This window comes from Type-A symbiont of Plautia stali (genome assembly GCF_059731155.1).
This window is the reverse complement of sequence record NZ_AP035891.1, coordinates 3,148,959-3,174,986: the sequence shown is the minus strand read 5'-3', so window position 1 is coordinate 3,174,986 and position 26,028 is coordinate 3,148,959. Positions and strand designations below refer to the sequence as shown.

Sequence of the window (26,028 nt, the reverse complement as noted above, 5' to 3'; positions counted from 1 at the left end):
TATAGAAAAAGTTGATTGAAATAATCAATCATAAGCGAGTCAAAATAATGACAATAAACACCGTGATATTTTCCGGCAATCTTGGCGGTGACTGTACGACACGCAGCACCACAAGCGGCAAGTTGATTGCCACATTTTCTTTACCGGTCAAGCAAGGATACGGCGAGCATGAGAAAACCTCTTGGGTGCAGTGTCGGATGTTTGGTGCCAAAGCGGAAAAGTTACCCATTTATCTGACACGAGGAACCAAAGTTACGGTTATCGGCCAATTTTTGCTCGAAAACTGGACTGACAAAGACGGCAGGGAAAAAACAACTGCTGTTGTTCTGGTTAACGAGATTGATTTCTCAAGTAAGCAGGGAAGTAAAATCCAGCAAAATCAACCGTTAGCTAAACATGCTAACAACGCAACATCAGACCAGTTTGATGATGAAATTCCATTTTGAGCGCTAGTTTAGTGGACAAGTTTGAGAATAGCGGTCAGCGCACCTACAGCGAGAATTAACATACCACCTAATCGGACTGTCAATTGTAAACCCAGTTTGTCAAAACGATTTTCCATATCTTTACGAACATCCAGTATTTGAGCTTCAACTTTCTCAAAACGATGCTCTATATCCTTACGTAAATCTTCAAGGTCACGCTTGGTAGCAAGGTCTGCTACTTCATGTGATTTACGCACAACAAGGGATATTGCCTTAGCCTTAGCCTGATCCTTCGGCAACCCAGCGTTTTCCAGTGTTTCGACGAATTCTTGTGTATCAAAGGCAACTATGACCCATAGCGGATCCTCCTGTTTTTTTATTTAGTTTAAACCCTTTGAGGGTCAACAAGCAAAATTTTACAAGTTACCCGTCAATGCCTTTCCACCAAATTCATTTCTTTGCCATTCAACCTACATCATACGTAGCTCACTAAAGGAAAATCGCGGTGCAAACTGAATTAATTACTATCGATTCTAATCAATTACCCATTATCGAGTGGAAAAATGTTCGTGTTGTGACGACTGAAACGCTTGCTAAGGGGTATGGTGCCAGCATGAAAAACATTCAAGACAATCTAGCCAACCATAAAGCGCGTTTTGTCGAAGGTATCCATTATTTCAAGTTGGAAGGTAATGAGTTACAAGAGTTTAAGAGGCTACCCGATAATATCGGGTTGGTTAGTAAGTATACAAGTCAGCAGATTTTATGGACAGAAAAAGGCGCTGCCCGTATGTCAAAAATTGTTGATACCGATGAAGCTTGGTCTTTCTTTGAAAAAATGGAATCTGCTTACTTTAATCAAAAATTACTACCCAATGACCCGACATCTTTAGGTTTACCTAATTTCCTTGACCCAGCTGAATCTGCAATCGCATGGGCTGAGCAGCACAAAAAAGTTCAACTGTTAGGTTTACAGGTTCAACAACTTGAAACCGAAATCGATAGCCTTAAAAACCTATTCCAGGTTGGCATGACACCTGTCCAGTTTTACAAACAGCTTAATGGCGTAAACATTAACCAGGTCAACTTTTTTCTCGAATCACGTCATTTTCTCTACGATGCAGAAAAAGATATCAGCAAATTTCATGTCTGGCGTGTTCATTCCTATGCGAGAGATACGTATCTAACCGAATCACCCTTCATCATGACAAACGATTACGGGCAACGTCAGTGTTACAAAATCGTTCTGTTAAAGAAAGGGGCTTCATGGTTATATCAGCAATACATCAAAGGTAAGCTACCAATAGAAGAAAGGTTGGAACGGTCAATTTACCCACGAAAAATATAGTCAGGTGGCATAAGGCTACTGTCCTGCCCGGCTCTAATAACCCACGCCAGACACAGCCATACTGTCTACGACAGCCTGTTTCCCAAGCTCTTAAGCGTCATGATGAACGGAATTGCGGCATAACCTAATCTGCAAATTTTGCAAGTTAACAACCCTTAATGCCTTTTAACCACATCCGTTTAATTATGGAGAAATTGTTATGACCAAAATCACCAAAACACAACTCATGCTTTTTAAGTCTGCTGATTCAGAGATCGAGCTACAGGGAACGCTTTACCAAGGCAAGCCGGTGTTCTTCGCCGTCGAACTGGCGAAGGCGCTTGGATATAACGACCCACATCAGGCATTAAATAAGCACTGTAAATCACTGATTAAACTTGATTCCGTCGAAACGGAAGAAATGGGGCTCGGTTTTAAGCCGAAAGGCATCATCCTCACCCCAGAGTCCGATGTTTATCGTCTGATACTGAGAAGCAAGCTCCCCTCTGCCGAACGTGTACAGGATTGGGTATGCGAAGAAGTTTTGCCAACGTTGCGCCAGCAGGGCAGCTACAGCATGAAGACAGCTCACCGTGACGAAGGCAGCGGCTTACCGGAATACCGCAAGGCCCGAGCCATGCAAATCCAGATGGAGATAGCCGAAAAAACTTTCCTGTGGGCGACAGGGCTTTCCGATGCTGCCCGCCAGGCCGTTATTGCCGGACTGATTAACCCGATCGCTGGACATGAAGTGATTCCAGTACCGGTGCTTGAGGAAAAGCACTATACCGCTACGCAAATCAGCAAGATGTTCAATGTCTCGGCGAACAAGATTGGCCGGATTGCCAATGACAACAATATGAAGACCGATTCATACGGTGAGTACTATCTGGACAAGTCACGCTATAGCACTAAACAGGTTGAATCCTTTCGTTATAACGATAAAGCGCTGAAAAAATTCAACGACATACTTATCGCTGAGCAGGAAGCAACGACAAGCGAACTCGTTTGACGTCAAGGACAAAAATGCGCTATATTGTACCCAGCACCTTAACAAAACGGGTGCCGGGTTTGATAGCCCAAGTACTAGAGCGGACATCAGCCGCTATAAGCGGTTTTTTTACGTCCGTTAAACCAACGTTACGCCCCTAAATTATGGTGGGACGTAGCGGGGGAGCCGAAAGGCTCGCCGGGTTCTCTAGTGCCGGTCTATCAATCCCGTTACGTCTCGCCACCCCGTTTGATAGCGGATTGGTGAGGTTTGAAAGAACCTACTAGAGAGGCCGCCACTATGGTTGCTACCACCCCAACTCGCCCTGAGTTTATTGATACCTACTGGATTATCGCAGAATACGCCACTACCCCTTACGGCAAAGTGTCGTTTAGCGCTAATTTTATCAAAAATCCCTTGCCTATTTTGGCAAACTTCGCCTATAGTAATCTGTCATTAGTAAATCCTAGTGACAGGTTTCGCAGCCTGGATTGGTACAAGGCGACAATAGACGCCGAAAATAGCGTCTTTTTTTATGTCGTAGACAATGCCCTGCACCATTCAATGGTGGCGTTGTTAGGGCAGTCTTCGGATTGGCTGGTCTCCTTGTACGCCAGTACTGCGAACCCTGATAACGTCACCGCCCATTACGAGTTTCGCAGCTCTAGCGGTGATTTCCTGAATAAGTACAAGGAGATCGCATCAATGGCGACTACCCCTAGTCAGACTCACCCTAAATTTACCGATACTTACTGGATTATCCGCTTAGATTCAAACCGTCCCTATGGCAAGGTGTCATTTACGCATAGGGACTTTCTTACCTTCAATTCTATGTTCAAAGACAGCCGCCTGATCTGGGCTGGCCGTCAACCTGTGCATGCAAGCATGGGGGTAAATTAACATGAGAATTGTTGATACCTCCCCTGCCCAGCAGGAAAAAATAAAGCTAGAAATCACTCTCGAAAGTCATAGCAGATTAATTAGGGCAAGAGAAGTCGCTGCTAACATTTACAATGTATTTTGATCCGAATGAATGTTACAGCAAACCGAATCCCTGGCTCCCTGAAATACTGGATTACTTACGTGCGGATATCGATTGCATTTTACATGAAATTGATAAGTACAACTGAACGATAAGTTATCCACCATCGATTAAAAATAACTTATAGGATTCTGTTATGACTAACGTTACCTATGCTGATTTTGAAGCTCAAAAAGAAGAAAATAAAATTAATGTTATTGAACTAGAAGAAGGATACACCAGAATCTCCAATGAACTTCTTGAGGGGATCCTGACCGCAGGTTTAACACAACACCAAGTTGTGGTTGTTATGGCAATTATCAGAAAAACCTATGGCTATAATAAAAAATAGACTGGGTGAGTAATTGGCAGATATCGGAATTAACAGGACCTTTACCGCATAAATGCTCAGCAGCTAAAAGTGCATTACTTAGAAGAAAAATACTTATCTCATCAGGACGGTTTGTAGGAATAAATCAATGCCTGAGTGAGTGGAAAGATAAGACTGGCTTGAATGAAATGTTACCCGAATCAGGTAATAACATAAAATCTTACCCGAATCAGGTAAGTTTACCTCAATCGGGTAACAACAACATACCTAAATCAGGTAAAGAAAGTTTACCCGAATCAGGTAAGAAAACGACATACCCAAATCAGGTAAAATTACCCGAATCGGGAAAAAAGAGTTTACCCGAATCAGGTAAACACAAAAGACAAACTACAAAAGACAATATATTAAAACCAAATAAACCCCCTATAGTCCCCCTTGCGGCAAAATCAAAATCGTTTGACCCAGGCTCGGCAGAACTTCCTGCCTGGCTACCAAAACCAACCTGGGATTCCTGGGTACAGTACCGCAGGGAAATTAACAAGCCGATTAAATCCCAGCAGACGGTGATCTAGGCTATCAAGCTGCTAGGCAAGTGCCGCGATAACGGACATCAGCCGGAAGAAATTATTAACGCCAGTATCGCCAACGGCTGGCAAGGACTGTTCGAGCCGCAACAACCCGCACGAACCCAGCAGGCCAAAGCCTACTCTGTCGCAGATAGCTTTGTTGACAAGGACTATGGGGCACCGCAGCTGCCTGATTGGGCGCGGGAGTGTCTATCGAGGGAGGGGCTATGAACTACAGTGAAGAAATCACAACGGTGCGCCAAAAACTGGCAGACCTGAATGCGCCCCCCAAGCCACTTGAACACACGGTTTTCGAGGAAAGAGAGGCCATCTGTGACAGGCACGGCGTATTCAAACAACGTTGCCGCAGGATCGCACTTCACGGCAAAGGCATTGAAACAAGAAGCGAATGCCCTGCTTGCCTGAGCGAAAAATTAATCCAGTTGGAGCAAGCCGAAGCAGAGCAGGAAAAACAACGCAAACACAGCAAGATTAAAACGCTCATGGATAACCTGAGCCTGCCGGAACGCTTTGCCGATGTCACCCTGAATAACTACAAGCCAGTGAATCCTGATGCGGCACGTTGCTTAAAACTTTGTAACGACTATGCCACCCATTAGCCTGAACGCCTTAAGCGGGGCGGCGGTTTGGTGATGTGTGGTAAACCCGGTACAGGCAAGAACCATCTGGCGTTGGCCATTGCGAAGCAGGTCATCAACGAGCACCAAAGTTCAGCGCTATTCACGACCGTTTTGCGAATTGCCCGCGAATTTAAATCAACCTGGAGCAAAAACGCAGAATGTTCAGAAGCTGGTGTTATCAAGCGCTATACGCAACCTGACTTGCTCATCATCGACGAAGTGGGCGTTCAGTTTGGTAGCGAGGCGGAAAAAATGATCTTATTTGAGGTTATCAACACGCGCTACGAGAGCATGAAACCTACGATTCTCATCAGTAATCTGGCATTGAATGAACTGGCGGGATTTATCGGGGAACGTGTTATCGACCGTATGAACGACGGTGGCGGTTGCACATTGACGTTCACGTGGAACAGCTACCGTTCACGCATGTCTGCATCAACTCAGACATCAACCAAAAATCAATTTTAACAGTGCTAAAACGCCCATAGCGGCGTAAGGGTGGAATTTGTTAAATTTTCAAGAGTAGTAAAATAATATGCTCAAAAAAAGCTGGTTTCGACATGAAGCCATTAGCACACGACAAGCCAACAGGCTGGTTAAGCAATACACCGAGAAGGGCTATCATGTTGAGAACAACATTAACAGCGATCCTGAATTATGGGATGTCGTCGTTAAACTGGCAGAAAGCGGTAATAATTACCCCACCCCCGCGCTGCATGATTAACAAAGTCTGGCATTCTCCGTTATATAAAAATCCTGCAGTGGTTTAAATATGCTAATCAGTAATACACCAAAATCGTTCAAAGACCGGTGGCGAACACCTATTGGCGTTTTTAAAACACTGGATGCCGAATTTGGTTTTAAGCTGGATGCTGCCGCCGATAAAAGCAACGCGCTATGCAAAGCGCATTTAACCGAACAGCAAGACGCATTGAAATGCGACTGGAATAGCAAAGGAGCCATTTTCTGCAATCCACCCTACAGCAAGATTATGCCTTGGGTGAAGAAAGCGGCTGAGCAGTGTAGAAAACAGAAAAAAACGATTGTGATGCTACTGCCTTCCGATACGTCTACGGCATGGTTTCATGAAGCGTTAAAAACATCTGATGAAGTGCGTTTCATCACCGAGGGACGACTCTCATTTATCTCTGCCGAAACAGGCAAGGAAGGAAAGGCGGGCAACAGCAAGGGCAGTGTGTTGTTTATCTGGTGAGCGTGGCGAATACCTGGATGCAGGATGACGTATGTCCAAAGAAAAGAATTATTAAAAAAAGGTGTGAATCGTGATAATCGAACTCCCATTCCCGCCCAGCGTTAATACTTATTGGCGACATAACTCAAAACGAACTTACCTCAGTGATAAAGCAAAAGCATTTAAAGCAACAACCGCAAAAATTATCAACGAGATGCGCCAGAAATCCGGTCTTCAAAAATTTGAAGGTGAAGTCTCTGTATCGATGCAACTCTATCTACCCAACAAGAGAAAGCGTGATGTAGACAATTACTCCAAAGGCGTACTCGATTCTTTAACTGGGGCGGATGTCTGGAACGATGATAGCCAAATTCGCGTGATGACCGTTGAGAAGATAGATAACAACGGCGGCGTGAAAGGCGGGAAGTGTGTCGTCATTATTGATGAATATTGTTCACCGTCGCTGACTAAAAAATCATCAACACACCAACAGAACAGGGTCAATCACATTTAAAATCCAGGGTAACAACGATGACTTTTTCAAACCAACCAATATTAGTTAACGGAGACTCGTTGCCATACATCAAAACACTGTCAGATAATTCCATCGATCTTATTGTAACTGACCCGCCATACTACCGTGTTAAATCATGCGCCTGGGACAGACAGTGGAAAACAACCGGGCAATATCTGGCGTGGCTAAATGATTACCTCGTTGAATTCCAGCGGATATTAAAGCCAAACGGGAGTCTCTATCTGTTTTGTAGTGCGGCATTGGCCGCTGATACCGAAATTATGCTAAGAAATCACATGAGGGTGTTAAATCACATTATTTGGGCTAAACCGTTTGGCCCGTGGCGGCGACAGAAGAAAGATACGCTCCGCTCATTTTTCCCCAGCACCGAGCGAATGTTGTTTGCCGAGCAGTACGGGGCAGAGGGTACGTCAAAAAATGACGCTGGATATGCATTGAAATGCGCTGAGTTAAAAGGTGAAGTGTTCGCTCCACTGATTGACTATTTCATCACCGCAAAAAATCAACTCAATATCACGGGCAAAGAAATAGAAAAGTATATGGGAGGCTACATGCATCGGCATTGGTTCTCGTATTCTCAGTGGCAGCTACCGAACGAAACACAGTATGAACGTTTGCAACAATTCTTTTCGCAAAAAGCAGCAGAGAAAAAATTAGCGTCGTCTCTCGTCAAAAATCACCATCAACTGAGTTTGAAGCACGGCGAACTTCAGCGTGATTACGGTGAACTGATGAAAAACTATGCCGAATTTAAGCGACAATATGAAAACTTGCGCCGACCTTTTTCTGTCACCAAAGACATGCCGTATACCGATGTGTGGAACTTTCCACCCGTACTGTATTATCCCAGCAAACATCCCTGTGAAAAGCCAGCAGCCTTACTTGAACACATTATTAACGCCAGTAGCAGATCAGGCCATACTGTAGCGGATTTCTTTATGGGTTCCGGTTCGGCGGTAAAAGCCGCAATTCAATTAGGTCGGCAAGCTATCGGCGTGGAATTGGAAACAGATAGATTTATTCAGACCCAAAAAGAAATAGAAAATCTTATTCCTCAAATCAATAACGAAGGTATGATTTCCTGACGAAGCGCCACCCTTCCCTCAGAAGAAACATACCTCATTCTTCAAAAACTCGAAAATAAATAAAGTTACCTATGAATAATATTGAAAAATACACAACGGGCACGGCCTATGGTGCCAGCGCAACGACGTTTTTATGCGGTGCGCTATCGCTTAGTGAATGGGCGCTGGTTACGGGGATTATCTGTTCAGTGCTAACCGTTGGACTGAACTGGTATTACCGGCACAAGGAATATCGTTATCGAACGAGAAATCTCAATGAATAGCCAACTTAAGAAACACCTTGTGACTGCAACGACTGGCGGGGTATTAGCACTTGCTGCCGTCCTGGTGCAGTGGCACGAAGGTAAGCGCTATAAGCCCTATCGTGATGGCGGCGGCGTACTCACTGTCTGTCACGGTCATACCGGCAAGGACGTTACGCCAGGGGAAATTTATAGCGAAGAAGAATGTAACGCGTTGATGAAGCAGGATTTGCAGGTAGCACGTGCCATTGTTGAACGTTATGTCACTGTTCAGCTTACCGATTTGCAGAAAGCCGCTTTGACTTCATTTGTTTACAATATCGGCAGCGGGGCATTTGCCAATTCAACGCTGCTTAAAAAGTTGAACACCGGAGATATTCAGGGCGCTTGTGACCAGATGCGCCGTTGGAAATACGATGAAGGAAAGGTATCAAACGGGCTGATTAACCGCAGGGAGGTAGAACGGGAGCTTTGTTTAAATCCAGATTCACTAATCAATCCAACTCAATGAGCCTTGGTATCGCTCAAGGCTTTGCTATACCCATAGCGCCCCGCTGCGCAAAGAATCACATCGAACCTGAACCATTTGAAATGAGCCTTCTGTATCAAACATATCCACTGCAAGCATCATCAAGGTGCCATTTCACGGTAATGATCTCTATGTCGTGAATCACAACGGCGAACCGTATACGCCAATGAAACCTATTGTAGAAGGGATGAATATGGCTTGGAAGCCTCAATTTATTAAGTTAAAAAAAAGGTTTAATTCAGATATTACCGAGATGGTAATGGTTGCAGAAGACGGCAAATCTAGAAAAATGCTTTGCCTTCCGCTGCGTAAACTTGCTGGTTGGCTTCAAACAATTAACCCCAGCAAGGTCAAGTCTGAAATCCGCGACAAAGTAGTTCAGTACCAAGAGGAATGCGATGACGTTCTATACGACTACTGGACAAAAGGGATCGCCGTTAATCCTCGTACTCAAAAAGCAGAACGTAGCATCATTGCAGGAACTTAATACAGCATGTGCTGAATTAAAAACTGATAAGTCGATTGCTAGCTTATTCGGTACCAGATTGAGTGAATGGGAAAATATTAAGGCAGCACATACGAAGAAGGTTAAGGGTTTAATTGAAGAAGCTCAATTGTTGTTAACTTTTTAAGGAAGCACAGTAGCTATCATTATGAACAACATAGAATTCATTGAAAAACATGTAATAACTGAATTGATGAAGCAAGGATATGACCAATCTGTGGCACGGATCAGTGCAGACATAGCAAAAGAACATTATCGCCGCAATACCGCCAGTGCAAAAGGTAAGATGTTTGTAGATTGTCTACATGCTGCCGAAGTCTGGGCTGGAAAGTACCAGCCTCAAATTAAACCAAAATGAGGATGACTCCATGTGGATATTGATTTTTGCCATGTATGCGGCCCCTTTTGCAGAAACTGACTTTGCTTCGGTGAGTAGTCAGGAATTTTTATCAAAAGCGCGGTGCGAAAAAGCGAAAGCCATATTTGAGGTAAAGTTTGAAACATTGAGATCAATTAACGGCATAGCGTATTGTGTAGAAAAATGAACTGGAAAATTCCTCTTGTTATCGGCGCGCTACTGACCTCAATGTCAGGTGCAACCCTGTATTACCGGACACTGTATTACGACGCTGAAAAAGCACGAAAGATTGCTGTATCGGATAAGGAAAAACAACAGATTGCATTCGAGCAGTTAAGCCATCAAATGCAGACCATCTCAGCGCTGGATACACAACATACCAAAAAACTTGAACATGATAAAAACCTTATTGCCCGGCTTGAGCGCGATGTGGCTGCTAGTCGCCGCCGGTTGCGCGTCAAAGCAACCTGTTCCAATGTGTCAGCCAATGCCGCCTCCTCCAGCCTGGATGATGCAGCCCGCGCCAGACTTGACTACACCGCTCAACGAAATTATTTCACCCTCAGACGACGAATCGAAATGGCAGAAGAGCAAATAAATGGCTTGCAGGATTATGTACGGCAGGTCGTCTTATCTCATCAACAGGAAGAGAAGAATTAATGAACTGGATTGATTGTCGTGTAAATATGCCAGAGATAAACAATAAAGTACTGATTTATCGAAAGGATAGAAAAGAATATCTGGTGGGTGTTTATCTTGGCAATTCTCAGTTTCACTATGCAGATTGTTGCCAGGGTATTCAGAAAACTTGCAGCGCTAGCCACTGGATGCCGTTACCTGAATCACCAATCAATAATAGATCCGTGAATGAAAATACCAAATGAAGAAAACCCAACTGTACAATGCTCGCTGGGATAAAGCGCGCCGGGCATTTCTTGCCAAACATCCCTTATGCGTAATGTGCCTGGAACGTGATTTACTTAATCCGGCTACTGTCGTTGACCATGTTTTACCGCATCGTCTGCGCTTTGCTCAGACAGCCGAAGAAGAAAAAAAAGCTCAAAAATTATTCTGGGATGAAAAGAACTGGCAACCACTCTGTGCTCAACATCACAACACAACCAAGCAACGGATGGAGAAAGGGAATAAAGGTTATGGTTGTGACGAAAACGGCATGCCGAATAATCCCAATAGTCATTGGAATACCCCAATATAATGGGGAGGGCGGGTTAAAAGTTCCAGTAAACAACGCTTCCTGACTCACGTGCCCCCTCTGTACGCACAGTCGCGAAATGAAATCTCATTTCACAAAACATCGCATATTATTGAAATACAGATATTTTTATAAAAATTAACAAAATGGATACATTTATGGCAGGAAGACGCCCAAAACCAACCGCCTTAAAATTAGTGACCGGTAATCCAGGAAGAAGACCACTTAATAGCGCAGAGCCTACCCCACCACCCTATTCAGCCTCTCCCCCAAAATACTTATCCAATACGGCAAAAGAAACCTGGGAGCGGCTAACGCTGCTGTTAAATAGCATGGGCGTATTAACGATTGCCGATGCTTTTGCACTGGAAAGGCTGTGTGATATTTACGCTGAGATCCTGCGGTATCGCGCCTTGATAGAGAGCAACGGTGAAACGTTTGAGGTGCATTCTCAAAACGGCGTATCAATCAGGGCAAATCCAGCCGTTTCGATGCTGTCGGATGCGGATAAACGCTTTAAAAGCTATCTGGTTGAATTTGGCTTAACACCGGCAGCAAGAACCAAGGTGAGGACGCATGACAAAGAAAAAAACCGGACGAACTCGACGAGTTCTTCGCTCACTGATTTGGCCACCCACTATGCCACTCAAGTTGTTTCAGGCGTGGAGATTGCCGGGCCTGATATTCGTCATGCCTGTCAACGTCACTTGCGGGATTTATCGACGGGTAATACGCGGGGTCTGTTGTGGGATGTCGGATCCGCACAGCGTGCCATCCGTTTTTTTTCCAACGTATTGAAATTAAACGGCGGTATCTATGAAGGCAAGCCGTTTAATTTACTCCCTTGGCAGTGTTTTATCGTTGGCACTCTTTTTGGCTGGCGAAACAACGAAGGACAACGCCGTTTTCGGATGGCCTACGTTGAAGCCGGAAAAGGATCGGGAAAATCGCCACTGGCGGCGGGGATAGGGCTATATTGCCTGGTTGCTGATAATGAAGCGCGAGCCGAAGTCTATGCCGCTGCCACCAAAAAAGACCAGGCGATGATCCTGTTTCGTGACGCCGTCGCGATGGTAGACCAATCGCCAAAGCTGGCCAAACGTATCCAGAAATCCGGTGGGGCGGGTAAGGAATGGAATCTGGCATTTTTACAAGCCCGTGCTTTTTTCCGGCCTATCAGTGCCGATGATGGGCAATCCGGCCCGCGTCCTCACTGTGCCTTGATTGACGAAATTCACGAACACAAAAGTAATCAGGTTGTTGAAATGATGCGGGCGGGCACAAAAGGCCGCCAACAGGCATTGATTTTCATGATCACCAATAGCGGCCATAACAAAACCAGTGTCTGCTACGACTATCACGAATACGGACGTAAAGTGGCAGAGGGCAGCATTGAAGATGATAGCTTTTTCGCCTTCATCTGTTCGCTGGACGAAGGCGATGACCCCTTTAAAGATAGCGGTTGTTGGAAAAAAGCGAATCCCTCATTAGGGCATACGTTCAGCGAACGCTATCTACAGGAGCAAGTCACGCAAGCCCGTGGGATGCCCGCCAAAGAGAGCCTGGTTCGTCGTCTTAATTTCTGTCAGTGGGTCGATGCCGAGAATCCCTGGATTAATAGTGATAGCTGGATGGCGTGTGAGAAAACCTCGCTGGATTTAGCGTCGCTGGCAAACTCACCCTGCTATGGTGGCCTGGATTTATCCGGCAAGCAGGATTTAACGGCGCTGGCGCTTTATTGGCCGGAAGAAAAAACGGCTTATGTCGAGTTCTGGACACCGAAAGACACCTTACTGGAGCGTGCCAGGGTCGACAGAGTGCCTTATGATGCCTGGTTGCGAGCAGGTTATCTTAACGCACCACCAGGGAATGCGATTAATCTCGGCTTTGTTGCCCAACGGATAGCGGAATTATCCGCACGATATACCCTCAATCGTATTGCCTACGATGCATATCATATTGATTATTTACGGCCAGAACTGGAAAACGAAGGGGTCAATACGGTATTAACGCCGCACGGACAAGGCTTCGGCAAATCGAAACAATCCGGCCTTTGGATGCCAAGATCCATTGAATTGTTTGAGCAGCGTCTTCTCGGTGGCGAATTACGTATTGATTTCAACCCCTGCCTACGTTGGAACGCCGCAAATACCGTTATTGAAGAAGATAAAAACGGCAATCGTGTTTTTAGCAAACGCCGCAGTAACGGGCGCATTGACGGTGTTGTTGCGCTGGCGATGGCAATCGGGGCCGCCGAGGTGCTTGAGGAAGAAACCGGCGATCTGGAGGGCTTTTTAACCAATCCAATTATGGTAGGGCTGTAGTGAAAAAACATCAATCTCCCGGCAAAATTAAAAGCGCGGTGCTCAACTGGCTAGGGGTGCCACAGAATTTAACCGATACGCTGTCATCGTTTCATGACTATAGCCAGAGTAAGAGCGGACAAGTGGTGACAACGGATAAAGCCCTGCAACTTTCTGCGGTCTGGGCGTGTGTGCGTCTGTTGAGTGAATCGATATCCACGTTACCGCTCAAACTCTATCACCGTGAGTCGGATGGTTCACGCAGCCTCGCACAGCAACACCCTGCTTATCCTGTCTTGTGTCGTCGTCCTAACCTGGAAATGACACCTTCGCGTTTTATCCAAATGATTGTTGCCAGCTTGTGTTTACGCGGTAATGCCTTTGTTGAAAAAAAGAAAGTCGGTCAGCGTCTGGTCTCCCTCGTCCCTCTATTACCCCAAAACATCACCGTTAAACGGCGTGATAACGGGCGACTGGAATACCACTATACCAACGATACCAAACCGGGTTATTCCTCATTAAAACCGCGAGTGATTGCAGATAATGACATGATGCACATACGGGGGTTCGGATTAGACGGCATTTGCGGCATGATGCCGTTGAAAACGGGTCGTGAGGTGTTTGGCTCGGCGATGTCGCTCGAAACAACGGCAGCGCGATATTTCCAGAAAGGCATGTCGGCATCCGGTTTTGTCACTTTCGACAAATTACTCAGCAAGGAGCAACGAGAAACGTTTAATAAAGAGCTTGAGCGATTTTCAGGATCGGAAAATACCGGAAAAGTCATGCTGCTGGAAGCCGGAATGAAATTTAATGGTATTACCTTGGATCCGCAAACCTCGCAAATGCTAGAAAGCCGCGATCATAGCGTCGAAGAAATCTGCCGCTGGTATCGCGTTCCGCCGTTTATGGTCGGTCATATTACGAAACAAAGCAGTTGGGCTTCGAGCGTGGAAGGGATGAACCTGATTTTCCTGACCAATACATTACGGCCCTTACTGGTCAATATTGAACAGGAAATCGCCCGCTGTCTGCTGGATAATGACGAGGATTATTTTGCGGAATTTTCGGTTGAAGGACTGCTCAGAACCGATAGCACGGGTCGAGCAGCCTATTACACGACTGCGTTACAAAATGGCTGGATGAGTCGCAATGATGTGAGGAGACTGGAAAATCTACCGCCGATTGATGGCGGAGACCTGTATACCGTTCAGTTGAACCTGACGCCCCTCGATCAACTGGGGCAGGAGAATGACGGCGAAAAAGTGCGAGCGGCGCTAAATGCCTGGTTGTTTCCTGAAAAATCCTCATCTCATCACCCGACTGGCACCCAGCAAGAAACAGAATAACTGGAGTTTTTCCTGATGAAAAAAAATGCACTTCCGGTATTACCGGCGGTTTTTCCCTGTCCGAAAATGACCAGTGAAATTTCACCGTCAGCATTAGCAAAATGGAACAGCAGTATCAGGGCATCAAGCCAGGATGATAATACACTATCGATATTTGAGACGATTGGGCAGGATTGGGCAGGTGAAGGGATCACCGCTAAACGAATTGGCGCAATATTACGTTCACTGGAAGGTAAAGATATTACCGTCAATATCAATTCGCCGGGTGGCGATCTGTTTGAAGGGCTGACTATCTTCAATCAACTCCGTGAATATGCTGGCAAAGTGACCGTGAAAATATTGGGATTAGCGGCTTCTGCGGCTTCAATCATTGCCATGTCAGGCGATGAGATACAAATCGGGCGAAGTGCTTTTCTGATGATCCACAACACCTGGGGTATGGCCGTCGGTAATCGCCATGACTTTGCCGACATTGCCGAAAAAATGACCCCCTTTGATTTTGCCATGCGGGATGTTTACGTCGCCAGAACCGGCATGGATGAAAAGACGGTCACCGCGATGATGGATAATGAAACCTGGATTAATGGCGGCGAAGCGGTGGAGAAAGGGTTTGCGGATGCCTTCCTGCCCGCTGATAGCACACAACAGGATAACGATTCGCCTACCGCCGCACTGAGAAAACTGGATGCACTGTTGGCGAAAACCAATACACCTCGCGCTGAACGCCGACGGTTATTTAAAGCTTTACGGGGTGATATGCCGGGCGCTATCACGCCCTCTCACGGTACGCTGTCCGCTACCCCTGATGTTTCTTCCGAGACCTTGACACAACTGGATAATGCCTTGCGTCGTCTGGTGTCGATACCTCATTAAACTGGAGACAACATGTCTGATATTAATGAAATGTTTAAGAAAGTAACGGCTTCTATTGAAGAAGCCAGCAGCAAATATAGCGCCCAGGCAGAGAAAGCCCTGAAGGAAGCGCAAAAATCGGGTGAGCTTTCCGCTGAAACCAAAGCAGCCGTTGATAAAATGGCGGTTGAACTGAACGCCTTACGTGAAGCAGAAAAAACCCTGAAAGCCCAGGTAGGCGAAGTTGAACAACATATTACCCAAATGCCGGTCGCCAATGCGTTGAACGTGGTGAGTTCTATCGGTCAACAGGTGGTTGGCATGGAGGTAGTGCAGGCTTTAGGCTCGGGCATGGAATCCAGTAAACGGGTAATAGCCCCGATTAACGCAGCACTTATTTCATCGGATGTCACCGGAACGATTGTCGCACCAGACCGTCAATCAGACATCTTGACCAAGCCGAAGCAACGGTTGTTCATTCGTGATTTGATTGCCAGTGGCAAAACGCAAAGCAACACGATTTATTACGTGAAGCAGAAAGGATTTACCAATAATGCCAAGACTGTCGCGGAAAATACCGCCAAGCCCTATAGCACGATTGAATTTGAAGAGGCAACAGTCCCCGTTCGCACGATTGCCCATATGTTTAAAGCCTCCAAGCAAATTCTGGATGACTTTTCGCAACTGGCCTCCCTTATCGATATGGAGCTACGTTATGGCCTGAAATACGTTGAAGAGCAGCAAATTCTCTTCGGTGACGGTACCGGTTCAAACCTGAACGGGATCTTTACTCAAGCCACTGAATTCAAAGCAGAATTAAAACCAGCACATCGAACCGCGATCGATGATCTACGGCTTGCCATGCTACAAGCGCAACTGGCACGGATCCCCGCGACAGGCCATGTGTTGCACTTTACCAACTGGGCACAGATTGAACTTATCAAGGATACGCTGGGGCGTTATCTCCTTTCCAATCCGGCAGCCCTGACAACACCGACGTTGTGGGGCTTACCCGTTGTCGTCACAGAAGCCGCTGAGTTTAAAGATAAATTCCTGGTGGGGGCTTTCAATTTAGGTGCGCAACTGTTTGACCGTGAAGAAGCAAACGTGGTGATCAGTACCGAGAATACCGATGATTTTGAAAAGAATATGATTTCGATTCGTTGCGAAGAGCGTCTGGCGCTGGCGGTTTACCGCCCCGAAGCGTTTATCAAAGGTGACTTAACCAAGATAGAGGTTTCAGGTGGTGCGGGAAAGGCGGGAATAACGGAGAGTAATCAACGTTAAACACAATGGCCTATCCATGTAGGCCATTTTTTTACTGGAAATAAACCAACATGTTTATTGACAAAGAACAGGTCAAACGACAATGCAGGATTGCATTAGACGATAACAGTGAAGATGTACTGCTTGATAGTTATATCGTCGCCGTAGAGCAAAAAACCATCGCACACCTTAACCGTAATCTCTACAAAGCCTCCGTGCCTGAAACTGACCCTAACGGCCTGGTTATCAATGCGGCGATTATTCAGGGGATGTTGCTATTGGTGACGGGGTTATATGAGCATCGTGGGGGTATATCCGACATGGAACAGTGGTCTATTTTTCCGTTTTTTAAGTTTTTAGTGGATGACTACAGGCTGAGCGGACTATGAAACCGCATTATAGCAGACCGTATTCCCGTTTCCCCGATCCTGGGGAGTTAAATAAGCGCGTGTTGTTTTATACGCGACAGGATGAACCGATAGGCGGTAGCGGGATACAGGCAGCAAATCAAGACCAGCATACCGTCTGGGGAAAATTGATCCCCGTGAGTGACACACTTCGCCTCCATTCTTTTCAAATCAACAAAACCGTCACGCATAAAATCATTGTGAGATACAGACAATCGCTTTACTCAAGTGATCAAGCGGTAATTAACGGTGTTGTCTATATCATACGGGGCGTTACTGATATCAACAGTGCGGGACGGTTTCTGTCTTTTTCTTGTGAAGAAATGAGCAGTCAACCAGAAAGAGGAAATGATTTTGGATAATCTCCATATTGATTTTCATCAACCCAAAGAATTTGTCTTTAATCGCGCAAGGATCCGTCGTGCTTTTGTGAAAGTCGGCCAAATGCATCTGAAAGCAGCACGTCGTCAACTGATGAAGCGGGGTGGCCGTTCACGACCCGGTGAAACCCCACGGTGGCAAACCGGACGATTAGCGCGATCTATTGGTTATTACGTTCCGAAAGCGACATCACGACGACCCGGGTTAATGGTTAAGATCGCCCCCAATCAGAAACGCGGTGTCGGCAGTAAACCGATTGAAGGCGATTTTTATCCTGTTTTTCTGCATTACGGGGTACGTAGCGCTTCTCACGGTATGTCTAAACAGCACAAACGACAAAAACGTCACCACCAACGCGGAGGGTGGCGTATTGAGAAACGTCAAAATTACATGATCGCCACGTTAACGCGGCTGAAAAGTTGGACAAGCTACACGCTAAAGAAAGCACTGCGTCAATCACTGCGGGCAGAGAGAAGAAAAGGAAAGGATCATGAAACTTAGTCCGATTATTGCGGCATTACGAACCTTGTGCCCCCGTTTTGAAAACAGAGTAGGCAGTGTCTCTCAATATGAGGATTTACCGGATTGCGGCAAACTGGCTTTACCCGCTGCTTACGTTATTCCGGGAGAAGATGTGGTCGGTGAACAACGGTCACAAACGGATTATTGGCAATCATTAACCGAAAGTTTTTATGTCGTGGTGATTTTAAATAATGCACGTAATCAAAAGGGACAATATCCCTCTGTCGACACATTAAATGAAGTCAGGTCTGAAATCTGGCGGGCATTACTCGGTTGGCAGCCAGAGCCGGGTTGTGGTGCAATTAATTATGCCGGCGCGGAGGAAGCCGATTCAAACCGGGCTGAATATCATTACCTGTTTAAATTTAATACTGAAACAGACATCAACGCCGAAGATACCCGCCACGATGCTGACCTGAACCATTTACCCGATTTGCATGCCGTTGCTATTGACCTAAACGAACAGTCAGGCAACGTAAAATCGCATCTGGAGATAAATATAAAATGATAGGGACACAACCAGAAATTGTTTTTATTAAGCCTAAGCACGGACGAAAAGTGCCTATTCCGCAATATATGCGCGATACCAAAGAGTATTTTGGTGAATATTTGCCAGAAGAAGGATTACGTGTTGAAAAAACGCTTTTTTGGATAAGAAGAAAACAGGACGATGATATTGAGGAAGTGAGTGAATCCGACAATCCCCCTCTTGCAATCAATCAAGATGCGATTGATACCACAAAAAATAAGCTAAAAAAAGCTAAAGAGGAGGCTCAGGAATGACCATTAGCTTTAATACCGTGAACGCGAATCTGCGTGTGCCTGGTTTTTATCCCGAAATGGATAACAGCGCTGCCAATACGATGCAAGCCAGCGGCCCCGCACTGCTCATTGGTCATGCATTACCCACTGCACAAATGACTTTGAATTCACCGATGATCATGCCCTCGGCAGAAATGATGCAACAGTTAGCCGGTCGGGGCAGCCAGTTGCACCGCATGGTGCAAGCCTACCGTCGGATTGATGCGATAGGTGAACTGTTTGTCATTGCTGTACCTGCTGTACCTGAAACCAAGGGGACGAAAGCAACAGGCAAGATTGCCATTAGTGGCACCGCAACCGATTCCGGTGTCGTTACGCTGTATATCAGCAACCAGCGTATTTTATCTGCTGTCAAGAAATCGGATACGGAGAATACCGTTGCAGCCGCCCTGGGTAAAGCGATCAATGACAACGAAGATTTGCCTGTCACCGCGGCAATTTCATCTGGAAAAATCAGCTTGACCGCAAAGCATAGAGGGTTAACTGGCAACGATATTCCCTTGATGATGAACTATTATTCACCGACAGGCGGTGAGAATACGCCTCACGGTCTTAATATTACCATTACTGCCATGAGTGGCGGTGCTGGCTCCCCCGATATGGATAGCGTTATCAGCGCAATGGGTGACTTATTATTTGATTTTATTGGGCTGCCTTTCTCTGATGCTGCCTCTTTGCAAAAGATGAGCGCGGCGATGAACGACACGAACGGTCGCTGGAGTCCTTATCAACGGTTATACGGTCATGTTTATACCGCAAAAAAAGCGATGGTCGGTGAACTGGTCGCTTTTGGCGACACCTTGAATGATCCGCATCTCACTATCGCCGGATACGAACCTGCAATACAAACTGCGCTGGATGAACTGGTTGCGGCACGACTGGCACGGTGCGCGATATTTTTGCGCAATGATCCGGCCAGACCGACCCACACCGGCGAGTTAAACGGGGTGTTACCCGCGCCGTCGGGCAAACGCTTCACCTTGGCGGAGCAGCAATCCCTGCTTTCACACTGTATCGCTACCGCCATTGTCGAAGGCGGTGTATTACGCATTCAGCGCGATGTGACGACCTACCAGAAAAACAGTTACGGCGTGGCCGATAACAGCTATCTGGACAGTGAAACACTCTATACCAGTGCCTATGTTTTGCGGCGATTGAAATCGGTGATCACCAGCAAGTACGGGCGGCAAAAACTGGCCAGTGACGGTACCCGATTCGGTGCAGGTCAAGCGATTGTTACGCCAGCCGTGATTAAAGGTGAACTCTGTGCGGTTTATCGCCAATTAGAGCGCGAAGGCATTGTCGAGAATTTCGATGCTTTTCGTCAACATCTCATCGTTGAGCGCAACGCCAATGATCCTAATCGGATTGATGTCGTTTTTCCTGCGGATTATATCAATCAACTGCGGGTATTTGCGTTGGCGAATCAATTCAGGCTGCAATATAACCAGGGTGAGGTGGTGTGATGACGGGAAAAAGAAAAATAGGCGGCACCTGCTATTTTAAGGTCGATGGGCAGCAACTCTCATTGAATGGCAGTGTAGAAGTGCCGATGAATACGGTTATCCGGGAAGACCTTATGGGCATTGATGGCAGTGTGCATTACAAGGAAACGCATCGTGCGCCTTATATCAAGGCAGAATTTAAAGTTGAGCGACGTTTTCCAATAGAAAAACTTACTACAGCAGATGAAATGACCATTACTGCCGAATTGGCTAACGGCATGGTTTATGTGTTGTCAGGCGCGTGGCTATCCGGCGAATCTTCACATAATGCTGACGAAGGCACGGTCGAGATGGAGTTTCACGGAGATGAAGGATTTTATCAATGAAATCAATAGCACTGAGTAAGCCGATTCAGGTACACAATAACAAAGTCACCGTCCTGGAAATTCAGGAACCCACGTTTGATCAGGTAGAAAAATACGGCATCCCTTTTAGTTACTCTGAACGAGGCGATATGCGGCTGGATACCCGCTCCGCCCTGTCTTATCTGCCTGAACTGGCGGGGATCCCCCGCTCTTCTGCGCAACAGATGGCGCTACATGATGTCTTTCTCGCCTCAATGACCATCGTGAGTTTTTTTACCGGTGCCCAGAGCCTGGCAGTCTCAGACGACGATTCTACAACGTTGCCTGGTTCTGGCGACTAAATCCCCTTGAATTACGCCGACATCCGCTGAGTCAGTTCCTTGAACTGGAGGGAGAGGCTGTTCGCATCAATAAGGAACGACACAGTGGCGAATAGTTTTGAGTTAAAAGCAATTATCACTGCCGTTGATAAACTCTCCGCCCCGCTAAAGGGGATGCGGCGTGAAATGAAGACCTTCAAGAAAGAGTTTAGCGCGGGAATGGCAGGCGCGGCGGCATTAGGTGCGGGGATTGTTACTGCCATGGCGGGCCCCATCAAGCAGGCAATAGACTTTGAGTCGACGATGGCCGATATCCGCAAGGTGGTTGATTTTGATACGCCAGAACAATTCAGGCAGATGTCAGAAGATATCCTTAAGCTGTCGACAACACTCCCGATGGCAGCCGATGGCATTGGGCAGATTGTGGCCGCAGGCGGTCAGGCGGGGATAGCGAAAGAAGAACTGATGTCCTTCGCCCAATCCGCGGTAAAAATGGGTATCGCCTTTGACCAGACGGCGGAGCAATCCGGGCAGATGATGGCACAGTGGCGTACCGCCTTCCGATTAACGCAAAATGATGTGGTCTCGCTTGCCGATAAAATCAACTACCTTGGCAATAACGGGCCAGCTAATGCCGCCAAAATCTCTGAAATTGTGACCCGTATTGGCTCGCTGGGTGAAGTCGCGGGCCTGGCATCGGGTGAAATTGCGGCACTTGGCGCAACCATTGCCGGGATGGGGGTTGAGTCAGAGGTGGCGGCAACCGGCATCAAGAACTTTATGTTGGCGTTAACCAAGGGGAAATCCGCGACAAAATCGCAAAAAATAGCCTTAAGAGCCTTAAAAATAAGCCCCAAAAAACTCGCGACACAGATGCAGAAAGATGCAAAAGGCGCGATGTTGATGGTGCTAAAGGCAATAGAAAAAGTCCCTAAAGCAGAGCAAACCTCCTTATTAAATTCACTGTTTGGCTCTGAATCACTTTCAGCCATTGCCCCGCTGCTGACCAACCTTGAATTACTGGAAGTTAATCTGGATAGGGTAGCCGACAAACAAAAGTACGGCGGCTCGATGCAGAAGGAGTACGCCAGTCGCGCGGCAACCACGGCAAATGCTATCCAACTGATTAAAAATCAGATGCATGTTGCCAGCGTGAGTATCGGAAGTATTTTTCTGCCTTCCATTGTTGAAACGACAGAGAAAATCCAGCCGTTGATTGAACAATTTCACACCTGGGTAAAAGCCAATCCAGAACTGATTAAATCCTTCGCCAAGTGGGGTGCTTATCTGCTGGGAACGGCGACAGCAGTCGGTGTTGTTACCCGTGCTTTCAGGATTTTTAACAGTGTGATGAAAATGTCGACGTTGGGTAAGCTGGTCTCGTTAATGGTCATAGGCGGTGGACTTATCGTCGATAACTGGGAAACGATCGGCCCGATTATTAAAGCGGTCTGGAAAGATATTGATGGCGTTATTCAGGCAATCGGCGGTTGGGAAACCGTGCTCGCAGGCATTCTGGTTTTTGTTACGACAAAATGGGCGGTCGATATGGTGAAATCGATTCAGCATGTCACCCGTGAGATGAAAACATTGGCTAAAAACAGTCCCTCTGGCATCAAGGGCGTACTGGGAAAAGCCGGGCTGATTGGGGGGATATCTATGGGCGTCGAACCGCTTGTTGACAAGGGTCTTAATGCGGTGTTTGGGGGTAATGAATGGTTTCAAAACCTCAGGACAGCCCGGGATTGGAGCGAGTTTGGTCGTTCAATTATTGGCAACAGTCATTTACTTAAAGATGACAAGGGTGACTGGCAATTTAAGGAAGATCCCCCTAATACCCTTGATTCATTTGGCAAAAACGAGACACGAGACGGTGAAGTCAGGCTTATCTTTGAAAATACCCCACCGGGCATGCGTGTCGCCCCAGTTAGTAATGCCCTACCCTGGCTAAGTTACGATGTCGGCTATAACCGATTTTCCAGACAGTGACCGCTTCGGCGGTTTTTCTTTTTAAGGAGGGGTGATGAGTTACTGGAAAGATAACCTGCGTCCAGCGTCCTTTCGCGGCGTGCCGTTTCAGGTGGAAGACGACGAGGGGACTTTCGGACGGCGGGTACAGGTTCATGAATACCCCAACAGGGATAAGCCCTATACCGAAGATCTGGGACGCGCCACACGACGATTTACTATCAACGCCTATCTGATCGGTAATGATTTCTTCGAGGACAGAGATCGACTCATTGTGGCTATTGATACGCCAGGGCCGGGCACGCTGGTACATCCCTACTACGGTGAAATAGCTGTCTGTATTGACGGTGAAGTGAGAGTAAGCCATAGCGGGCGCGATGGCAGGATGTGTCGCGTCAGCTTTAATGTAGTTGAGGCTGGCGAGCTTTCTTTCCCAACAGCAGGTGTTGCGACGGGACAAACGCTAATTTCTTCCAGTTCAGCCTTGAACGATCGCATTGGTGAAACGTTTGCTAACGTGGGCTTAAAAGGTTTACCGGATTTTGCACAGGCTGGCGTGTTAGCACGTACTAAAAGCATGATTAACAACGTCACCAAAACCTTTGACACTATTGATAGCGGCATTACTGCCGCGTCAAGGCTACTGCATGGCGATATTTCAGTGATCTTAAAGCCCGGCTCATCCGGTAAAAGCCTGGTCGAAACGATACAACGAATGTGGCGTGCGGGCAGACGTACTGGGAAAGATGCCTTGATGCTGGCACAGCAAATTAAAACGCTAGCGGGTGTTACGCTGGGGAATGATTTAGCCCCGCGTGGAGTCTGGAAAAGCGATAGACCCAGTGTACGGGCTGAACGCAGGCACAGTAATCGGATTGCGGCTTTGGTGCGTACGACGGCGATCCATGAGGCAACCTGGCGACTGACGCAATTGCCGCCGCCACGTACTGCCCTATTACCGGTTAATCAACGTGGAAAACGTCAGATACACGTCAATATTTCCCATCCCGCCTTGCATGCTGCTTTGCATAAGAAAGATAGCCCGATGGAAAGGGTAGCGGCAGTTACGTGGGATGCGTTGGTCACCGTGCGAGAAACACTGAATCAAGCTATCGAACACGAACAAGCATTAACGCTTGACGATGCGCTGTTCCTTGCCTTGCAACAGGTGAAAACCGATGCTAACCGGGATATTGCAACACGACTGGCGCAAGTTGAAAAAACGGTAACACGCACGCCCGAGGCAGTGCTACCGGCGCTGGTTCTGGCCGCCAAGTGGTATGACAATGCGGCACGGGAAACCGATATCACCAGCCGGAATGCGGTTAATCATCCTGGCTTTATGCCAGTGAAACCTTTGAGAGTACCCGCAAGATGAGTAATCACGTGATATTACGCGTCAACGGGCGCGAATGGGGGGGCTGGACGCGGGTACAGATTTCAGCAGGCATAGAGCGACTCTCACGCGATTTCAATGTAGAAATCACCCGCCAATGGCCTGGTGAATCAGGAAGCTTACCACTACAGCCCAGAATTAAAAAAGGTGAACTTGTCGACGTCCTCATCGGTCAGGATAAAGTCCTCACCGGCTGGATTGAAGCCACACCGATACGTTATGACGCTAAAAGTATCCATGTTGGTATCAGTGGTCGTAGTAAGACAGCGGATTTAATCGACTGTGCTGCGAATACTACGCTTTTTACGGGCAAAACCTTACATCAAATCGCGTCAGAACTGGCAAAACCGTTTAGCATTAAGGTCATCAGCCAAAAGGCCCCAAAAACGCCGCTACAGGCTTTTCAGGCCGATTACGGCGAAACAGTACACGAAGTACTAAACAAGGCGCTAGGAAGCCAACAGGCGCTCGCCTGGGATGACGAAGACGGCAATTTATTAATTGGTTTGGTTGGTAATGACAGAGCCACCACCGCGCTGGTCTGGGGTGAAAATATTCTTACCTGTGATACCGAGCAAAGTATCCGTGAACGCTTTTCTGAATATCAAGTAGCAGGTCAACGATCGGGTTCGGGTGATGATGACGATTTCGGGGAAGCCACGCTGACAGTACTCCGCGCCAGAGCCAGGGATAGCCAGATAACGCGCTATCGTCCGCAACATATCCAGCAATCCGGCAATGCAACCGGAGCCAGTTGTCGCGCTCGGAGTCAATTTGAAGCGCAGCAACGGGCAGCCAGAACCGAGGAAACCACTTATACGGTGCAAGGTTGGCGGCAAGGTGACGGCAGTCTGTGGAAACCTAACCAGAGGGTTATTGTTTTTGATCCTGTGCTCGGCTTTAACAATCGGGAACTGGTCATTAGCGAAGTTGTTTATATGCAGGATGAAGGCGGAACACGCTGTGAACTCCGTATTGCACCCGAAGCCGCGTATATTCCGCCGCTTGAGGAATTGAAAGTGCTGACCGCAGAAGAGGATTGGTAACAGATATCTAAAGCGATATCACCCTTTATTAAGCAGGAGATTTATTAATGAAAAACGCCGTAGCCATGCTACAGCGAGTCTTGTTGCGCCTGTGGTCAAGGGTCGTTGTGCGAGGGGTAAATAGCACCCTCGCTTGCCAGCAAGTGGATATCTCGTTAGTGGCAGGTGAAACAAAAAGCGGAATGGAATATCTGGAGCCTTACGGGTTTACCTCAACAGCGCATGCTGGTGCGGAAGGGGTTGCCCTGTTCCTGGGTGGTGATCGCTCGCATGGCGTAGTGATTAGCGTTGCTGATCGGCGCTACCGGATAAAAGGGCTAAAAAGCGGTGAAGTAGCGATCTACACGGACGAAGGCGACAGCATCATGTTCAAGCGTGGACGATTGATAGAAGCGACCACGGACACTTTTATTATTCACGCCAAAAACAAGATCGTGCTGGACACACAACAAGTAGAAACGCCGGGAAAGATCACGGCGGCACAATCCATCGTTTCACAGGCAGAAGTACAGGACAAAACCGGCTCATTGAGCACCATGCGAGCGCAGTACAATACCCACGATCACAAAGGTGATAGCGGTGGCATAACAGGCAAGCCCAATCAACAGATGTAAATAACATACTG

General features: G+C 47.0%; 31 protein-coding genes and 4 pseudogenes. 34 read left to right on the top strand and 1 reads right to left on the bottom strand.

Annotated features, from left to right (window positions below):
- Positions 1 to 47: 47 nt before the first annotated feature.
- Positions 48 to 446 carry a single-stranded DNA-binding protein gene (locus AC6I8M_RS16825; RefSeq protein WP_010615844.1) on the top strand — a complete coding sequence of 133 codons (399 nt, stop codon included), beginning with the start codon at positions 48 to 50 and terminating at the stop codon, positions 444 to 446.
- A gap of 8 nt (positions 447 to 454) precedes the next feature.
- On the opposite strand, the gene AC6I8M_RS16820 is transcribed toward AC6I8M_RS16825, so the two are convergent.
- A complete protein-coding gene (locus tag AC6I8M_RS16820) occupies positions 455 to 724 on the bottom strand; it encodes a hypothetical protein (RefSeq protein WP_010615845.1) in 270 nt (89 codons plus the stop codon).
- Between the two features lie 206 nt (positions 725 to 930).
- Between AC6I8M_RS16820 and AC6I8M_RS16815 the strand changes: the two genes are divergently transcribed.
- The 33 genes and pseudogenes from AC6I8M_RS16815 (at position 931) to AC6I8M_RS16655 (ending at position 26,017) form a co-directional block, all read left to right on the top strand.
- The gene (locus tag AC6I8M_RS16815) at positions 931 to 1,773 is read left to right on the top strand and encodes an ORF6N domain-containing protein (RefSeq protein WP_010615846.1); all 843 of its coding nucleotides are present in this window, start codon (positions 931 to 933) and stop codon (positions 1,771 to 1,773) included.
- Positions 1,774 to 1,972: 199 nt separating this feature from the next.
- Positions 1,973 to 2,764 (top strand): BRO-N domain-containing protein, encoded by a 792-nt coding sequence (locus tag AC6I8M_RS16810; protein ID WP_010615847.1) that lies wholly within the window; start codon positions 1,973 to 1,975, stop codon positions 2,762 to 2,764.
- Between the two features lie 279 nt (positions 2,765 to 3,043).
- A complete protein-coding gene (locus AC6I8M_RS16805; protein ID WP_498013517.1) occupies positions 3,044 to 3,643 on the top strand; it encodes an ash family protein in 600 nt (199 codons plus the stop codon).
- A 278-nt stretch (positions 3,644 to 3,921) separates the two neighbouring features.
- Positions 3,922 to 4,892, top strand: a pseudogene (locus tag AC6I8M_RS16800) (replication protein).
- A pseudogene (locus AC6I8M_RS16795) lies at positions 4,889 to 5,770 on the top strand (ATP-binding protein). Before AC6I8M_RS16800 ends, AC6I8M_RS16795 begins: the two co-directional pseudogenes overlap by 4 nt.
- 67 nt (positions 5,771 to 5,837) lie before the next feature.
- A complete protein-coding gene (locus tag AC6I8M_RS16790; protein WP_058948880.1) occupies positions 5,838 to 6,026 on the top strand; it encodes a hypothetical protein in 189 nt (62 codons plus the stop codon).
- 48 nt (positions 6,027 to 6,074) lie between these two features.
- Positions 6,075 to 6,620: pseudogene (locus AC6I8M_RS16785) on the top strand (phage N-6-adenine-methyltransferase).
- Positions 6,586 to 7,008 (top strand): RusA family crossover junction endodeoxyribonuclease, encoded by a 423-nt coding sequence (locus AC6I8M_RS16780; protein WP_010615853.1) that lies wholly within the window; start codon positions 6,586 to 6,588, stop codon positions 7,006 to 7,008. Before AC6I8M_RS16785 ends, AC6I8M_RS16780 begins: the two are co-directional and overlap by 35 nt.
- Positions 7,009 to 7,025: 17 nt before the next feature.
- Positions 7,026 to 8,114, top strand: coding sequence for a DNA-methyltransferase (locus AC6I8M_RS16775; RefSeq protein ID WP_022548567.1), 1,089 nt, complete (start codon positions 7,026 to 7,028; stop codon positions 8,112 to 8,114).
- Positions 8,115 to 8,185: 71 nt separating this feature from the next.
- Positions 8,186 to 8,377: a phage holin family protein gene (locus AC6I8M_RS16770; RefSeq protein WP_015873861.1), complete on the top strand. Its 192-nt coding sequence runs from the start codon at positions 8,186 to 8,188 to the stop codon at positions 8,375 to 8,377.
- Positions 8,370 to 8,867: a lysozyme gene (locus AC6I8M_RS16765; RefSeq protein ID WP_058948879.1), complete on the top strand. Its 498-nt coding sequence runs from the start codon at positions 8,370 to 8,372 to the stop codon at positions 8,865 to 8,867. The genes AC6I8M_RS16770 and AC6I8M_RS16765 overlap by 8 nt, the downstream gene beginning before the upstream one ends.
- 118 nt (positions 8,868 to 8,985) lie before the next feature.
- Positions 8,986 to 9,517, top strand: a pseudogene (locus tag AC6I8M_RS16760) (phage antirepressor N-terminal domain-containing protein).
- A gap of 21 nt (positions 9,518 to 9,538) precedes the next feature.
- Positions 9,539 to 9,748, top strand: coding sequence for a hypothetical protein (locus AC6I8M_RS16755; RefSeq protein ID WP_010615857.1), 210 nt, complete (start codon positions 9,539 to 9,541; stop codon positions 9,746 to 9,748).
- 10 nt (positions 9,749 to 9,758) lie between these two features.
- Positions 9,759 to 9,935, top strand: coding sequence for a hypothetical protein (locus AC6I8M_RS16750; protein WP_010615858.1), 177 nt, complete (start codon positions 9,759 to 9,761; stop codon positions 9,933 to 9,935).
- Positions 9,932 to 10,408 (top strand): lysis protein, encoded by a 477-nt coding sequence (locus tag AC6I8M_RS16745; RefSeq protein ID WP_010615859.1) that lies wholly within the window; start codon positions 9,932 to 9,934, stop codon positions 10,406 to 10,408. Before AC6I8M_RS16750 ends, AC6I8M_RS16745 begins: the two co-directional genes overlap by 4 nt.
- Entirely contained in the window at positions 10,408 to 10,632 is a 225-nt protein-coding gene (locus tag AC6I8M_RS16740; RefSeq protein WP_022548564.1) for a DUF551 domain-containing protein, read from the top strand. The genes AC6I8M_RS16745 and AC6I8M_RS16740 overlap by 1 nt, the downstream gene beginning before the upstream one ends.
- The gene (locus AC6I8M_RS16735; RefSeq protein WP_010615860.1) at positions 10,629 to 10,964 is read left to right on the top strand and encodes an HNH endonuclease signature motif containing protein; all 336 of its coding nucleotides are present in this window, start codon (positions 10,629 to 10,631) and stop codon (positions 10,962 to 10,964) included. Before AC6I8M_RS16740 ends, AC6I8M_RS16735 begins: the two co-directional genes overlap by 4 nt.
- A gap of 155 nt (positions 10,965 to 11,119) precedes the next feature.
- Positions 11,120 to 13,285, top strand: a complete 2,166-nt coding sequence (locus AC6I8M_RS16730; RefSeq protein ID WP_498013516.1) for a phage terminase small subunit P27 family — start codon at positions 11,120 to 11,122, stop codon at positions 13,283 to 13,285.
- Positions 13,285 to 14,613 (top strand): phage portal protein, encoded by a 1,329-nt coding sequence (locus tag AC6I8M_RS16725; protein WP_058948877.1) that lies wholly within the window; start codon positions 13,285 to 13,287, stop codon positions 14,611 to 14,613. Before AC6I8M_RS16730 ends, AC6I8M_RS16725 begins: the two co-directional genes overlap by 1 nt.
- Before the next feature lie 15 nt (positions 14,614 to 14,628).
- Positions 14,629 to 15,486: a head maturation protease, ClpP-related gene (locus AC6I8M_RS16720; RefSeq protein WP_058948876.1), complete on the top strand. Its 858-nt coding sequence runs from the start codon at positions 14,629 to 14,631 to the stop codon at positions 15,484 to 15,486.
- Positions 15,487 to 15,498: 12 nt separating this feature from the next.
- On the top strand, positions 15,499 to 16,752 hold the full coding sequence (locus tag AC6I8M_RS16715) for a phage major capsid protein (RefSeq protein ID WP_010615864.1): 1,254 nt from the start codon (positions 15,499 to 15,501) through the stop codon (positions 16,750 to 16,752).
- Positions 16,753 to 16,802: 50 nt separating this feature from the next.
- Complete coding sequence (locus AC6I8M_RS16710; RefSeq protein WP_010615865.1) at positions 16,803 to 17,120, top strand: head-tail connector protein; 318 nt, start codon at positions 16,803 to 16,805, stop codon at positions 17,118 to 17,120.
- Positions 17,117 to 17,500: a phage head closure protein gene (locus tag AC6I8M_RS16705; protein WP_010615866.1), complete on the top strand. Its 384-nt coding sequence runs from the start codon at positions 17,117 to 17,119 to the stop codon at positions 17,498 to 17,500. Before AC6I8M_RS16710 ends, AC6I8M_RS16705 begins: the two co-directional genes overlap by 4 nt.
- Positions 17,487 to 18,020 (top strand): hypothetical protein, encoded by a 534-nt coding sequence (locus tag AC6I8M_RS16700; RefSeq protein WP_072216149.1) that lies wholly within the window; start codon positions 17,487 to 17,489, stop codon positions 18,018 to 18,020. The genes AC6I8M_RS16705 and AC6I8M_RS16700 overlap by 14 nt, the downstream gene beginning before the upstream one ends.
- The gene (locus AC6I8M_RS16695) at positions 18,010 to 18,549 is read left to right on the top strand and encodes a phage tail terminator protein (RefSeq protein ID WP_010615868.1); all 540 of its coding nucleotides are present in this window, start codon (positions 18,010 to 18,012) and stop codon (positions 18,547 to 18,549) included. The genes AC6I8M_RS16700 and AC6I8M_RS16695 overlap by 11 nt, the downstream gene beginning before the upstream one ends.
- Positions 18,546 to 18,824 (top strand): DUF2635 domain-containing protein, encoded by a 279-nt coding sequence (locus AC6I8M_RS16690; protein WP_010615869.1) that lies wholly within the window; start codon positions 18,546 to 18,548, stop codon positions 18,822 to 18,824. The genes AC6I8M_RS16695 and AC6I8M_RS16690 overlap by 4 nt, the downstream gene beginning before the upstream one ends.
- Positions 18,821 to 20,329, top strand: a complete 1,509-nt coding sequence (locus AC6I8M_RS16685) for a phage tail sheath subtilisin-like domain-containing protein (RefSeq protein ID WP_010615870.1) — start codon at positions 18,821 to 18,823, stop codon at positions 20,327 to 20,329. Before AC6I8M_RS16690 ends, AC6I8M_RS16685 begins: the two co-directional genes overlap by 4 nt.
- Complete coding sequence (locus tag AC6I8M_RS16680; RefSeq protein WP_010615871.1) at positions 20,329 to 20,694, top strand: phage tail tube protein; 366 nt, start codon at positions 20,329 to 20,331, stop codon at positions 20,692 to 20,694. Before AC6I8M_RS16685 ends, AC6I8M_RS16680 begins: the two co-directional genes overlap by 1 nt.
- Positions 20,691 to 21,014, top strand: coding sequence for a phage tail assembly protein (locus tag AC6I8M_RS16675; RefSeq protein ID WP_010615872.1), 324 nt, complete (start codon positions 20,691 to 20,693; stop codon positions 21,012 to 21,014). Before AC6I8M_RS16680 ends, AC6I8M_RS16675 begins: the two co-directional genes overlap by 4 nt.
- 84 nt (positions 21,015 to 21,098) lie before the next feature.
- On the top strand, positions 21,099 to 22,982 hold the full coding sequence (locus tag AC6I8M_RS16670) for a phage tail tape measure protein (protein WP_498013515.1): 1,884 nt from the start codon (positions 21,099 to 21,101) through the stop codon (positions 22,980 to 22,982).
- Positions 22,983 to 23,016: 34 nt separating this feature from the next.
- Positions 23,017 to 24,339: a DNA circularization protein gene (locus AC6I8M_RS16665; RefSeq protein ID WP_498013514.1), complete on the top strand. Its 1,323-nt coding sequence runs from the start codon at positions 23,017 to 23,019 to the stop codon at positions 24,337 to 24,339.
- Complete coding sequence (locus AC6I8M_RS16660; protein WP_498013513.1) at positions 24,336 to 25,403, top strand: phage baseplate assembly protein; 1,068 nt, start codon at positions 24,336 to 24,338, stop codon at positions 25,401 to 25,403. The genes AC6I8M_RS16665 and AC6I8M_RS16660 overlap by 4 nt, the downstream gene beginning before the upstream one ends.
- A 47-nt stretch (positions 25,404 to 25,450) precedes the next feature.
- On the top strand, positions 25,451 to 26,017 hold the full coding sequence (locus AC6I8M_RS16655; RefSeq protein WP_010615877.1) for a phage baseplate assembly protein V: 567 nt from the start codon (positions 25,451 to 25,453) through the stop codon (positions 26,015 to 26,017).
- The last annotated feature ends 11 nt before the right edge of the window (positions 26,018 to 26,028 follow it).